Genomic DNA, 12,762 nt, shown 5'->3' with positions numbered 1-12,762 from the left:
GCGCGCCGCGCCCGCGCGGGTGCGCGCTGCGGACGTGCGGGCTGCTAGCGTTTCCCACGTGTCGCGGACCCGTACCGAACGCCTGGTCAACCTGGTGATCTGCCTGCTGTCCACGCGACGGTTCCTGACCGCCGCGCAGATCGCCGCGACCGTGCCCGGTTACGAGCACGATCCGGACGACGCCAAGGACCACGAGGCGTTCCAGCGCAAGTTCGAGCGGGACAAGGCCGAGCTGCGGGAACTCGGGGTGCCGTTGGAGACCGGCACGGCCAGCGTCTTCGACGCCGAGCCGGGCTACCGGATCGCGCCCCGCGAGTACGCCCTGCCCGACATCCCCCTCGAACCGGACGAGGCCGCCGCCGTGGGCATCGCGGCCCGGCTGTGGCAGCACGCCGGCCTGGCCGCCGCCGCCTCGTCGGGTCTGGCGAAACTGCGCGCCGCCGGCATCGACGTCGACCCGCAGGCCACGCTGGGCCTGGAGCCGATGGTCACGGTCGACCCGGCGTTCGCGCCGCTGACCGCCGCCGCGCGGGACCGGCGCGAGGTCAACTTCGACTACCGGGTGCCGGACCGGGACGCGCCGACCCGCCGCCGGCTCCAGCCGTGGGGCGTCGTCTGCTGGCGTGGCCGCTGGTACGTCGTCGGTCACGACCTGGACCGGGCGGCGACCCGCTGCTTCCGGCTCTCCCGCGTGGTGGGTGCGGTCCGGGTGACCGGCGAGCCCGGCGCGTACGAGCCGCCCGCCGGGGTGGATCTGATCAGCCACGTGGCCCGCTGGTCCGGGCCGGTGGAGCGGACCGGCCGGGCCACCGTGCTCGTCGCTCCCGGGCGCGCCGCGGGGCTGCGCCGCTGGGCGGTGGAGTCCGAGGCCGGGCCGGACGGCGACCGCCTGGTCATGCCGTACGCCGACGCCGACTTCCTGGCCGGCCAGATCGTCGGCTACGGCCCGGACGTGCGGGTGCTGGAGCCGCCGGAGGTCCGCGAGGCGGTCATCCAGCGGTTGAAGGAGATCGCGGCCCGCCACGACGACCTCGCGGTGGCCGGAGGTGCCCGGTGACCCGGCCGGCGGCCCGCGGTGGCCGCGCCTCGGCCGACCGGCTGGCCCGGCTGCTCAACCTGGTGCCCTACCTGCTGGCCCGCCCCGGCATCGAGATCGCCGAGGCGGCGCACGACCTGGGGGTGACCGAGAAGCAGCTCCGTGAGGACCTGGAGCTGCTCTGGGTGTGCGGGCTGCCCGGTTACGGCCCCGGTGACCTGATCGACATGGCGTTCGACGGCGACCGGGTGACCATCACCTACGACGCCGGCATCGACCGCCCCCTGCGGCTCACCCCGGACGAGGCCCTGGCCCTGGTGGTGGCGCTGCGGATGCTCGCCGAGACGCCCGGGGTGGCCAACCGGGAGGCCGTCGAGCGGGCCCTCGCCAAGATCGAGAGCGCCGCCGGCGACCTGGCGGGCGCCCCCGTCGAGGTGCGGCTGCCCGGCGACACGGCCCGGGTCCGCGAGCTGCGCGCCGCCGTGGAGCGCGGCCGGGCGCTGCGGATCACGTACTACACGGCGGCCCGCGACGAGACCACCGAGCGCACCATCGACCCGCTGCGGATGCTGATGGTCGGCGGCCGGGCGTACGTGGAGGCGTGGTGCCGACGGGCGGAGGCGGTCCGGCTGTTCCGGGCCGACCGCATCGACGCGGTCACCGAGCTGGTGGAGCCGGCCGTGGTGCCGCCGCAGGCCCGCCCGCACGACCTCAGCGACGGGGTGTTCCGCCCCTCGCCGGACCTGCCGCTGATCACCCTGCGGATCGGCCGGGGCGAGCGGTGGATCACCGAGTACTACCCGTGCGAGCGGGTCGAGGCCGACGGCGAACAGTGGGTGGTGTCGCTGCGCGTCACCGACCTGGGCTGGGCCCGCCGGTTCGTGCTCGGGCTCGGGCCGGACGTGACCGTGGTCGCGCCGACCGAGCTGGCCGAGCAGGTCCGCGCCCAGGCGGCCGCCGCGCTCGACGCGTACGCCACCCCGGCCGACCGCGCCGATCCGGCGGTGGCCGCGGTGACCCAGTAGGCTGACCGCCGTGGTGACGTGGATCGTGCTCGGGGTCGTGCTGTTCGCGCTGATCGTGCTGGCCCTCGCGGTGCGGCCGGTGCTGGCACGCCTGCCCCGGCTGCGCCGGGCCGCGCTGGCCCTCCAGCGGCGCGCCACCGAGGCGGAGTCGCTGCGCTCCGCCGCCGAGGAACTCCAGGCGCGGGCCGAGTCGCTCCAGGAGCGGGCGGGCGTGGCGCAGGAACGAATCGCGTTGATCAAGGCCAGCCGCGGGAAGTGATCGACGGCGGTCGGTCCGCTGGTCGGTAGCTGCGCGTTCGCGGCCCGATCCGCGCAGGATTGCGCCCCCGCGGGTGGTTGACGGGACACTTCCGGTTGTCCGAGACTTCACCGACCAGGCCCGCAACCGGGGGCCCGGCAGGGTGGCAACGGTCTTCGACGCACGTACGATGGGCTGCGACCACCCCTCACCGACACAGAGCGACTGGAGCTTCCCATGGGTGCCCTCAAGCCGTGGCACATCGCCGTACTCGTGGTCGTGCTGATCCTGCTCTTCGGCGCGAAGCGGCTCCCCGACGCGGCCCGCTCGCTGGGCCGTTCGCTGCGGATCATCAAGGCCGAGACCAAGAGCCTGCACGACGACGACCGTGACCTGGCCGAGAAGGCCGACGCGCAGTCCGGCTACCAGCCGCTCCCGCCGCAGCAGCAGCAGTTCGCGCAGCCGCAGCAGCAGCCGGTCGCCCCGCCGGTCGACCCGGTGCAGCGCGTCCGCGAGAACTGATCCGAAAGGGCCCCACCACCGTGGCCTTCGGGTTGAAGAAGCGCGGCCCGAGCACGTTCGAGCGGGCCGCCGACGGCTCGATGACGCTCATCGAGCACTTCCGCGAGCTGCGCACCAGGCTGTTCCGCGCGTCGCTGGCGATCCTGGTCGGCTTCGGGTTCGGCGTCTGGCTCTCCGGCCGGGTCCTGCACGTGCTGCAGATGCCCTACTGCAACCTGCCGAAGGCGCGGCTCGCCAACGGCGACTGCAACTTCGTGCAGCTCGGCCCGGCCGACCTGTTCCTGTTGCAGATGAAGGTCGCCCTCTGGGTCGGCCTGATCATCGCGGCGCCGGTCTGGCTCTACCAGCTCTGGGCGTTCATCGCGCCGGGCCTGCACCGGCACGAGCGCCGGTACGCCTACTTCTTCACCGCCCTGGCCGCGCCGCTGTTCGCGGCCGGCGCGGTGTTGGCGTTCTTCGTCACGTCCAAGGGCCTGGAGTTCCTGCTCAACGTCTCCGGCGGCGGTGACGTCACCACGACGCTGGACATCACCCGCTACATCGGGTTCGTCACGAACCTGATCCTGCTGTTCGGGGTGGCGTTCGAGTTCCCGCTGATCGTGTTGATGCTCAACTTCGTCGGCCTGGCCAGCGCCAAGCGCCTGCTCGGCTGGTGGCGGGTGGCGATCTTCGTGTTCTTCGCGTTCTCCGCGGTGGTCACGCCGACGCCCGACCCGTTCGGCATGACGGCGCTGGCGATCTGCCTCTCCGCGCTCTACTTCGGCGCGGTGGCGGTGGCGTTCGTCAACGACAAACGGCGCGGGCGCGGGCGGGAGCTCTACGCGGACGTCGCCGACGACGAGGTGTCGCCGCTGGACCTGTCCGTCGAGCCGGTTGGGGCCGCGGGTGGGGTGGAGGCGAGCGCGCCGATCGGAGCGCCCGAGCCGGTGGCCGCCCCGGCGCCTATCGAACGCCGCTACGACGACATGACCTGACCGGCCGGGCCGGGCAGCACGTCACGCCGGACGCCGTCCCCACCGCGGGGGCGGCGTCCGCGCGTGTCGGCCGGCGACCGTGCCGCCGGCAGGCGGAATGTCGGGGCACCACAGGCCCCGGCGGCTCGGCATACTGGCGGCCGTGATCGACAACGACCGGGCGGGCCGCCCCGACCTGCCCTCGACGCTGCGCTTCCTGACCGAACTGGTCGCCTGGGTGGCCACCCCGTGGGCGCTCGCCCCGCACTCCGTGGTGCTGGCGGTCGTCTCGGTGGTGCTGCTGATCGGCCTGCCCACCGTGTTCGCCACCCCCGGCGACAAGCGGCAGGTGATCGTGCCGGTGCCGGGTCTGGTCACCGTGGCGCTGGTGCTGCTGCAACTGGTCGCCGCGGTGCTCGCGGCCTGGGCGGCCTGGCCGCGTCCGGTCGCGGTCGCGGTGACCGTGCTGGCGGCGGCCACCGTGGTGACCGAGCTGCCCCGCTGGCGCCGGCTCGCGCCGCTCGGCCGCGACGGCCGTCCGGCCCGCCCCGCCACCTGACCCCACCGGCTCGCCGGACCCCACGGGCGAGGTGGCGGTGTCCGGGGGTCCGCGGGATGCCGTCACCCGGACGCGGTGGTGGCGCGGCGGATCGGCGGGCGTCCGGGCCGCGCAGCCCTCGGAAGGTCAGGCCACCCGGCGGGCGGCGTCCGGCGGCGCGGCGGGTACGGCGTCCGGGTGCAGGATCGCCGCGATGGCCTCGGCGCCGTCGACCAGGCGCGGGCCGGCCCGCACGATCAGACCGTCCGCGTCCAGCGCCCAGACCTCCGCGTCCGGGAACCGGGCGGCCACCCCGGCGGCCTGCGCGGCGGCCCCGTCCAGGTGGAATCCGCACGGCGCGACCAGCACCACCTCGGGCCGGGCGGCCCGCAGCGCCGCCCAGGTGGTCGGCGTGGACCGGGCGCCGGGGTGGGTCGCCACCGGCTCGCCGCCGGCGGCCTCGACCAGGTCGGGGATCCAGTGTCCGGCGCCGAACGGCGGGTCCACCCACTCCACCACGGCGACCCGGCGCCGGTGCCGGCCGGCCACCGCCGCGCGGACCGCCGCGAGCCGCCCCCGCAGCGCGTCGACCAGGGCCTCGGCCCGGTCCGGCACCCGGGCCGCCGCGCCCACCGCCAGGATCGTGTCCAGCACGTCCGCCAGGGTGTACGGGTCGAGCGACAGCACCTCCGCGCGGCAGCCGAGGTGGTCGACGGCGTCGGCGACCCGGCCCGACGGCAGCGCGCAGACCCGGCACAGGTCCTGGGTGAGGATCAGGTCCGGGTCCAGCCCGGCCAGCGCGCCGGCGTGCAGGGTGTACAGGTCGGAGCCGGCGGCGAGCTGGCCCTTGACGTACGCGTCGATCTCGCCGGGGCTCATGCCCCGGGTGTCCCGGCCGCCCACCACGATCGTGGTGCCGGCCCGGTGCTCGGGCGGCACCGCGCACTCGAAGGTGACCCCGACCAGCTCGTCACCGAGCCCCAGGGCGTAGACGATCTCGGTGGCCGAGGGGAGCAGGGAGACCAGGCGCATCCCGCCATCCTGCCCGCCCTCCGCAGTTCCCCGATCCCCAGGTCCCCGCCGGGGCCCGGCGTTAGTCTGGGGCGGCGCCCGAGGCGGTGCGGACGCGTCCGTCGTCGCGGCCCGCCCGGCGTCGCCGCCGGCGGCGTGACGACCCTCTCCCGGGAGGCGGTGCCGTGTCCGATCCGATCGAGGCGTTCTTCGCGCAGCTCGCCCGGCGGGCGCCCGAGCGGCTGCTGCGCCGCACCGCCGGCATGATCCGGTTCGACCTGGAGGAGGACGGCGGCCTCGACGTCTGGCACCTGACCATCTCCCACGGCCGGATCGCCGTGGAACGCCGGGCCCGGGACGCCGACACGGTGATCCGGACCCGGCGGGACTTCTTCCTCCGGATGGCCCGCGGTGAGGCCAAGCCGCTCGCCGCCTGGCTGCGCAACGACCTCACCGCCGAGGGGCACTTCCGGTTCGTGGTCCTGCTGGAGCGGCTCTTCCCGGCGCCGCCCGGCGCGCGGCACCCGCGGGCCCTCACCGGTGGACGCGGGGAGCCCGGATGAAGCCGGACCTGGTCCGCGTGCTGGACGGCAACGTCTTCGTGCTCAGCGAGGACAACGGCGACATCGAGGCGAACGTCGCCAACCCGTGCGGCTTCTTCGACTTCGACACCCGGTTCCTGTCGGTGTGGCGGCTCACGCTGGACGGCGAGCCGCTCCACCCGCTCTCGATCGCCGAGCGGGACCACCTCCACCTGCGGTTCTTCCTCGTGCCGGGCCAACCGACCCACTACGTGGACGCCAAGTCGTCGGTGATCCGGGAACGGACCATCACCGGCGGTGTCCTGGAGGAACGGCTGACGGTGCTCAACCACAACCACATGTCGGTGGACTACACGGTGCGGCTCGACGTGGGCAGCGACTTCGCCCCGATCCTGGCCGTCTCCATGGAGCGCCGGCCGCCGGGGCGGCTCTACCGGTGTCCCGAGGAGCGCGGCCTGCGCCTCGGCTACCAGCGCGAGAGGTTCCAGCGGGAGACGCTGGTGACCAGCAGCGAGCCGGTGCGGGTGGACGAGGCGGGCCTGACCTGGACGGTGCGGCTGGACCCCAAGCAGTCCTGGACCACGACGCTGCGGGTGCAGGCGCTGGTGCTGCGCCCGGACGGCGTGGACGTCCGCGACCACTTGGAGCGGCGGCCCCGGGCCGGCGCCGACGAGCGGCAGCATGACCTGGCGAGCTGGCTGTCCCGGACGCCGCAGCTCAGCTGTGACTGGGAGGCGCTGACCGACGTCTACCGGCGCAGCCTTGTGGACCTGGCGGCCCTGCGGTACTCGCCGCTCACCCTGCCCAGCCAGGTGATGCCCGCCGCCGGCCTGCCGTGGGCGGCCACGATCACCGGCCGGGACAGCATCCTGACCAGCTTCATGGCGCTGCCCGTCGCGTCCGAGCTGGCGTCGGCGACGGTGCGGATGCTCGGCATCGACCAGGGCGCGGTGCTCGACGACTTCCGCGACGAGGAGCCCGGCAAGATCCTGCGCGAGTTCCGCTACGGGGAGATGGTGGCCTTCGAGGAGCGCCCCGAGTCCCCGTACTACGGCAGCGCCGACGCCACCCCGCTCTACGTGATCCTGCTCGACGAGTACGAGCGGTGGACCGGCGACGTCGAACTGGTGCGGGAGTTCGAGGACGAGGCCCGCGCGGCGCTGCGCTGGATCGACGAGTACGGCGACCTGCTCGGTGACGGCTACGTCCGGTACCTGCGCCGCAACGAGCGTTCCGGGGTGGCGAACCAGGGCTGGAAGGACTCCCCGGAGGCGATCTGCTTCGCCGACGGGCGGCTGCCGGACCCGCCGCTGGCGACCTGCGAACTCCAGGGATACGCGTACGACGCGAAGATGCGCGGCGCGCGGATGGCCCGGGAGTTCTGGGGCGACCCGGCGTACGCCGACCGGCTGGAGCGGGAGGCGGCGGCGCTTCGGGAGCGTTTCGACCGGGACTTCTGGATCGCCGACCGGGGCTACTACGCGCTCGCCCTGGACAGCGACGGCGGGCAGGTCGACGCGCTGGCGTCCAACATGGGCCACCTGCTGTGGAGCGGCATCGTGCCGGCGGAGCGGGCCGCCGAGGTGGCCGCCCACCTGGTCGGGCCCCGGCTCTTCTCCGGCTGGGGGATCCGCAGCCTGGCCACCGGGCAGGAGCGCTACAACCCGCTCGGCTACCACGTCGGCGCGGTGTGGCCGTTCGACAACGCGCTGATCACCTTTGGTCTGCGCCGGTACGGCTTCGCGGAGGAGGCCGGGCGGGTGGCGGAGGCCATCGTGGACGCCTCCCGGTTCTTCCAGGGCCGGCTGCCCGAGGCGTTCGCCGGCTATCCCCGCGAGCTGACCGAGTATCCGGTGCGCTATCCGACCGCGAACAGCCCGCAGGCCATGGCGACGGCCGCCCCGTTCCTGCTGCTGCGCGCCCTGCTCGGGCTGGAGGCGGTCGGCGAGCACCTGCTCATGGCGCCGCGCGTGCCGGCCCGGTTCGGCCGGGTGGAACTGCTCGACGTGCCGGGCCGGTGGGGCCGGCGGGACGTGATCGGCAGCGGGCTGGCCCACGCCGGCCACTGACCGCCGATCGCGCCGCCCTGTCCCCTTGCCAGCACGGCCGGCACGCTTACACTCTCCTGACTCCGCCGAGTCCCCCCGGGCGGTGTGCCGGGGCGGTTGTCGGCGCCCGTTCTGGTCAGCACGCTGACCTCCGCTCCGGAGAGCCGATGAAGAGCCGTACCGCCGCCGTCGTGGTCGCCATCTGCGCCACCGCCGCCCTCACCGCCTGCGGTGACGACGACACCGCCCCGAAGGGCAGCCAGGTCCCGGTGACCGCCACCGACACCAGTTGCGAGGTCACCACCACCCTCTTCAATCCGGGCGCGGTCACCTTCACGGTGACCAACCGGGGGCAGCAGGCCACCGGGGTCTACCTCTACGGGCGGGAGGACGCCGGGTTCACCAAGGTGGTGGCCGAGACGGCGGAGGTCGCGCCGGGGAAGACCGGCGACCTGCGCGCCACCCTCGCCACCGGCCTGTACGAGGTCGCCTGCAAGCCCGGCCGGAAGGGCGACGGGATGCGGACCCGGATCACCGTCTCCGACGACGGCACGGTGGCCAGCGCCGCGGCCGAGACGGCGTACGACCGGGAGGTCGCCGTCGAGCTGACGGGGGCCGGGATCGCCGGCGCCGACGGGCTGATTGCCGAGCCCGGCGAGAAGATCGCGTTGCGGGTGACGAACAAGACCACCGGCGCCCGGACGCTGCACGTGCTCGACCCGGACGCCAAGCCGGCCGCCGAGATCAAGGTGAAGCCGGGCGGCAAGGCGGAGGCGGTAGTGGTGCTCGGCGGCGCCGGCACCTGGACGCTGAAGGTCCAGGGCGACGGCGTCGAGCCGGTGACCCGACAGTTCGTCGTGCGCTGACCGGTGCGCCCCGCCTGCCGGCGGGTCGACCGGTGAGCCCCGCCACCCGGCGGGGAAACCGGAGCCGCGGCGAATCCCGGGCGGTCTAGTGTTCGCCCGGGGCCGCCCGCCCCGCCGCCGGCCGCACCGGCCCGGCGCCCGCCCCGCCCATCGGGAGGACCTCCGCCATGCGCGCCACCGTGATCCACGGCCCGAACGACGTCCGGGTCGAGGAGGTGCCGGACGCCGCCGTCCGCACCCCCACCGACGCCGTCGTCCGCGTCGTGCTGGCCTGCATCTGCGGCAGCGACCTGTGGGCGTACCGCGGGGTGGCGCAGCGGCAGCCGGGGCAACGCATCGGGCACGAGTTCCTCGGCGTGGTCGAGGCCGTCGGCGCCGAGGTCGGCTCGGTGCGGGTCGGCGACCTGGTGGTGGCGCCGTTCGTCTGGTCCGACGGCACCTGCGACTTCTGCCGGGAGGGGCTGCACACCTCCTGCCCGGACGGCGGCTTCTGGGGCTCCGTCGGCTCCGACGGCGGTCAGGGCGAGGCGGTCCGGGTGCCGTACGCCGACGGCACCCTGGTGAGGCTGCCTGCCGAGGCGGCCGGCGACGAGCGGCTGCTCACCGCGCTGCTGGCCCTCTCCGACGTGCTGGCCACCGGCCACCACGCCGCCCTGGCCGCCCGGGTCCGCCCCGGGGCCACCGTCGCCGTGGTCGGTGACGGCGCGGTCGGGCTCTGCGGGGTGCTCGCCGCGAAGCGGCTCGGCGCGGAGCGGATCATCGCGCTGGGCCGGCACACCGCCCGCACCGACATCGCCCGCTCGTTCGGGGCCACCGACGTGGTGGCCGAGCGTGGCGAGGCGGCGATCGCCGCGGTGCGGGAGCTGACCAGGGGGCACGGCGCGCACGCCGTGCTGGAGGCGGTCGGCACCGAGGACTCCATGCGGACGGCGATCTCCATCGCCCGCGACGGCGGGGCGGTCGGCTACGTCGGGGTCCCGCACGGCGGCAGCGCCGGGGTGGACATCGGCCAGATGTTCAACCGCAACGTGGCCCTCGCGGGCGGCGTCGCGCCGGCCCGGGCGTACATCCCGGAACTGCTGGCCGACGTGCTGGCCGGAACCATCGACCCGTCCCCGGTGTTCGACCGGTCGGTGACCCTCGACGGGGTGCCGGACGGCTACCGGGCGATGGACGAGCGGACCGCGCTGAAGGTGCGCATCACCTTCTGATCCGGCGCGCCCGGCCGGCGGTGGCACGGGACGGTGTCACCCCTGGTGAACGGCCTGGCTCGTGCCGTACGGTGCTCGCCGTGACCGCGCACGATCTTGTCCCGCCCGGCCCGGTGGCCGTGCTCGCCAACCCGACCGCCGGCCGGGGACGCCACCGTGGCCTGCTGCCCCGGCTGCTGGAGCGGCTGGGCGGCGCCGGCCGGCCGGTGGAACTGCTGTCGGCGCGTACCCCGGAGGAGGCGGAGGCCGCGTGCCACGCCGCGGTCGCCGACGGCGCCGGGGCGCTGGTCGCCGTGGGCGGGGACGGCACGGTGCACCGGGCGTTGCAGGCGGTCGCGGGCACCGCGGTGCCGTTCGGTCCGGTCCCCGCCGGCACCGGCAACGACTTCGCCGTGGACACCGGCTTCCCGGCCGACCCGCTCGCCGCCGCCGGCGTGATCGCCGACGCCCTGCGCGACGGCCGGACCCAAGCGGTCGACCTGGCCCGGCTGACCACCCCCGCGGGCGGCGACCGCTGGTACGGCGCCGTCCTGGCCGCCGGCTTCGACGCGATCGTCAACGAGCGCGCCAACCGGATGCGCTGGCCGCGCGGCCCGCGCCGCTACGACCTGGCCATCCTCGTCGAGCTGGCCCGGCTGCGGCCACGCCGCTACCGGCTGCGCCTCGACGGGGTGGAGCAGGAGGTCGACGCGGTGCTGGTCGCGGTCGGCAACGCGGCCAGCTACGGCGGCGGCATGCGGATCTGTCCTGACGCCGACCCGCACGACGGCCTGCTGGACGTGGTGGTGGGCGGCCGCTTCGACCGGCGCACCCTCATGCGGGTCAAACCCCGCATCTACCAGGGCACCCACGTCACGCACCCGCTGGTGCGCAGCTACCGGGCCCGCACCGTCGAGTTGGACGCCGAGGGCATCACCACGTACGTCGACGGGGAGCGGGCGTTCGACCTCCCGGTGTGGGTCAGCGCGGTGCCGGCGGCGGTGCGGCTGCTGCGCTGACCAGCGCGGCGCCCTCGGCGCCCGGCCCGGCGGGCGGCGGCGCGGCCGCCGGCGCGCCGGCCCGTACCGCGCCGATGCTGGCGGCGATCACCAGGCCGATGGCGAGCACCTCCACGGGGTGCAGCGCCTGGCCGAGCACGAGCCAGCCGGCCAGCGCGGCGATCGCCGGCCCGAGGCTCATGAGCACGGCGAAGGTCGCCGTGGGCAGCCGCCGCAGCGCCAGCAGCTCCAGGGTGTACGGCAGCACCGAGGCGAGCAGGGCCAGCCCGGTGCCGAGGCCCAGCACCGCCGGGTGCCACAGCCGGCCGCCGGAGCCGACCAGCCCGATCGGCAGGGTGACCAGCGCGGCCACCGCGAGCGCGAGGGCCAGGCCGTCGGCCCGGGGGAACCGCCCGCCGACCCGGGCGGAGCAGACGATGTACGCGGCCCAGAGCGCGCCCGCGGCCAGCGCCAGCCCGGCGCCGACCGGGTCCAGCCGGTCGAACCCGCCCTGGCCGAGCAGGGCCACCCCGGCCAGCGCCAGCCCGGCCCAGCACCAGGCCGCGAGCCGTCGGGCCGTGACCACGGACAGCGCCAGCGGCCCGAGCACCTCCAGGGTCACGGCCGGCCCCAGCGGGATCCGCTCGATCGCCTGGTAGAAGATCGAATTCATGCCGGCCAGCGCCAGCCCGAAGGCCACCACGGCCACCCAGTCGCCCCGGCCGTGCCCCCGTAGCCGGGGGCGGCACACGGCCAGCATGAGCAGCGCGCCGATGGTCAGCCGCAGGGTGACCGCCCCGGCCACCCCGGTACGCGGGAACAGCAGCGCGGCCACCGCCGAGCCGAACTGCACCGACAGCGCCCCGCCGAGCACCAGCCCGACCGCGCCCACCCGGCCGCCGGAGAGCCGTCCGGGTAGCCGGGAACGAAAGGAGCGGTCGGACGTCATGCCGTTACGCTAGCGCCGCTGGTCAGCCGCGGTGCCGCCGGGCCGCCCGGCCGTCCGACCGGTGCGGTCAGTTGCGCAGGGCGAGGTCGAGGACGGCGCCCAGCCCGTTCGACCGGCCCGGGTCCGCGCAGGGCAGCACCAGCACCCCGCAGCCGGCCCGTACCGCGCCCGCGTCGGCGGGGGTGTCACCCACCATGAGCGTCCGCTCCGGGTCGACGCCGAGCATCCCGCACGCCCGCAGGAAGATCCCCGGGTCCGGCTTGCAGCGCCCCACCTCGTACGACAGGGCCCAGGCGTCGACCAGCCCGTCCAGCTTCCAGGCGGCGAACAGCGGCCGGAGGTCGAAGCCGATGTTGCTGACCACCGCCACCTTCACCCCCGCCTCCCGCAGGGCGCCCAGCACCGGCTCGGTGTCCGGGTACGGCACCCAGCCCTCGGGAATCAGCAACCGCTCGTAGAGCGCGTCGGCGAACCCCTCGATGCCGGCGTCGACCGTCTCGGCCAGCCCCGTGTACGCACCCCGGTGGGCGTGCGGGTAGAGGTCCCGGTCGGCCCAGAGCTCGGCCAGCCGGGGCGGCACCCGGGCCGGCAGCGGCCCGCCCGCCCGGCCGGCCGTGAGCAGCCGGTCGGCCAGCGCGGTGGCCCGCACCCGGTCCAGCTCGACCCCGCAGGCCGCGGCGGCGGCGAGCACCCACTCGCGGGGCTCCTCCACCTGGGCGAGGGTGCCGTGGAAGTCGAAGAGCACCGCCTCCACGGGGCGACGGGACGGGCTCGGGCGGACGGCGTCGTCGGCGCCGCTCGAGAGTCGGGGCGGTTCGGCATGATCCGGCACGTCGTGCACCCTAC

The 12,762-nt window shown here is 75.5% G+C and carries 14 protein-coding genes; 11 read left to right on the top strand and 3 right to left on the bottom strand.

What is annotated here, in order from left to right; translation table 11 throughout:
- The first annotated feature begins 58 nt into the window (after positions 1–58).
- The 6 genes from GA0070603_RS06715 (at position 59) to GA0070603_RS06690 (ending at position 4,333) form a co-directional block, all read left to right on the top strand.
- A complete protein-coding gene (locus tag GA0070603_RS06715; protein WP_091308740.1) occupies positions 59–1,057 on the top strand; it encodes a helix-turn-helix transcriptional regulator in 999 nt (332 codons plus the stop codon).
- Positions 1,054–2,061 carry a helix-turn-helix transcriptional regulator gene (locus GA0070603_RS06710; protein WP_091308737.1) on the top strand — a complete coding sequence of 336 codons (1,008 nt, stop codon included), beginning with the start codon at positions 1,054–1,056 and terminating at the stop codon, positions 2,059–2,061. Before GA0070603_RS06715 ends, GA0070603_RS06710 begins: the two co-directional genes overlap by 4 nt.
- Positions 2,062–2,071: 10 nt before the next feature.
- Entirely contained in the window at positions 2,072–2,320 is a 249-nt protein-coding gene (locus GA0070603_RS06705; protein ID WP_091308733.1) for a hypothetical protein, read from the top strand.
- 216 nt (positions 2,321–2,536) lie between these two features.
- Positions 2,537–2,821: a Sec-independent protein translocase subunit TatA gene (gene tatA, locus GA0070603_RS06700; protein ID WP_091308730.1), complete on the top strand. Its 285-nt coding sequence runs from the start codon at positions 2,537–2,539 to the stop codon at positions 2,819–2,821.
- Between the two features lie 20 nt (positions 2,822–2,841).
- Positions 2,842–3,795 carry a twin-arginine translocase subunit TatC gene (tatC, locus tag GA0070603_RS06695; RefSeq protein WP_091308727.1) on the top strand — a complete coding sequence of 318 codons (954 nt, stop codon included), beginning with the start codon at positions 2,842–2,844 and terminating at the stop codon, positions 3,793–3,795.
- A gap of 142 nt (positions 3,796–3,937) precedes the next feature.
- Complete coding sequence (locus GA0070603_RS06690; protein ID WP_208862828.1) at positions 3,938–4,333, top strand: hypothetical protein; 396 nt, start codon at positions 3,938–3,940, stop codon at positions 4,331–4,333.
- A gap of 126 nt (positions 4,334–4,459) precedes the next feature.
- On the opposite strand, the gene GA0070603_RS06685 is transcribed toward GA0070603_RS06690, so the two are convergent.
- Complete coding sequence (locus GA0070603_RS06685) at positions 4,460–5,344, bottom strand: ABC transporter substrate-binding protein (protein ID WP_091308724.1); 885 nt, start codon at positions 5,342–5,344, stop codon at positions 4,460–4,462.
- Between the two features lie 164 nt (positions 5,345–5,508).
- Here GA0070603_RS06685 and GA0070603_RS06680 point away from each other — a divergent pair, with 164 nt between their 5' ends.
- The 5 genes from GA0070603_RS06680 to GA0070603_RS06660 all read left to right on the top strand — a co-directional run bounded on the left by GA0070603_RS06680 (position 5,509) and on the right by GA0070603_RS06660 (position 10,988).
- Positions 5,509–5,886 carry an SCP2 sterol-binding domain-containing protein gene (locus GA0070603_RS06680; protein ID WP_167544511.1) on the top strand — a complete coding sequence of 126 codons (378 nt, stop codon included), beginning with the start codon at positions 5,509–5,511 and terminating at the stop codon, positions 5,884–5,886.
- Complete coding sequence (locus tag GA0070603_RS06675) at positions 5,883–7,934, top strand: amylo-alpha-1,6-glucosidase (protein WP_091308715.1); 2,052 nt, start codon at positions 5,883–5,885, stop codon at positions 7,932–7,934. The genes GA0070603_RS06680 and GA0070603_RS06675 overlap by 4 nt, the downstream gene beginning before the upstream one ends.
- A gap of 146 nt (positions 7,935–8,080) precedes the next feature.
- Positions 8,081–8,779: a hypothetical protein gene (locus tag GA0070603_RS06670; RefSeq protein ID WP_091308713.1), complete on the top strand. Its 699-nt coding sequence runs from the start codon at positions 8,081–8,083 to the stop codon at positions 8,777–8,779.
- A gap of 167 nt (positions 8,780–8,946) precedes the next feature.
- Positions 8,947–9,990: a zinc-dependent alcohol dehydrogenase family protein gene (locus tag GA0070603_RS06665; RefSeq protein ID WP_091308710.1), complete on the top strand. Its 1,044-nt coding sequence runs from the start codon at positions 8,947–8,949 to the stop codon at positions 9,988–9,990.
- Positions 9,991–10,061: 71 nt separating this feature from the next.
- On the top strand, positions 10,062–10,988 hold the full coding sequence (locus GA0070603_RS06660) for a diacylglycerol kinase (protein ID WP_091308707.1): 927 nt from the start codon (positions 10,062–10,064) through the stop codon (positions 10,986–10,988).
- On the opposite strand, the gene GA0070603_RS06655 is transcribed toward GA0070603_RS06660, so the two are convergent.
- Both GA0070603_RS06655 and GA0070603_RS06650 read right to left on the bottom strand, forming a co-directional pair.
- Positions 10,951–11,916, bottom strand: coding sequence for an EamA family transporter (locus GA0070603_RS06655; RefSeq protein WP_091308705.1), 966 nt, complete (start codon positions 11,914–11,916; stop codon positions 10,951–10,953). The two genes, GA0070603_RS06660 and GA0070603_RS06655, sit on opposite strands and share 38 nt — an antisense overlap.
- A 67-nt stretch (positions 11,917–11,983) precedes the next feature.
- Positions 11,984–12,748 carry an HAD family hydrolase gene (locus GA0070603_RS06650; RefSeq protein WP_091321643.1) on the bottom strand — a complete coding sequence of 255 codons (765 nt, stop codon included), beginning with the start codon at positions 12,746–12,748 and terminating at the stop codon, positions 11,984–11,986.
- Positions 12,749–12,762 lie beyond the last annotated feature (14 nt).

It is taken from the genome of Micromonospora chersina (assembly GCF_900091475.1).
Lineage (GTDB): Bacteria > Actinomycetota > Actinomycetes > Mycobacteriales > Micromonosporaceae > Micromonospora > Micromonospora chersina.
This window is presented reverse-complemented; position numbering and strand designations above follow the sequence as displayed.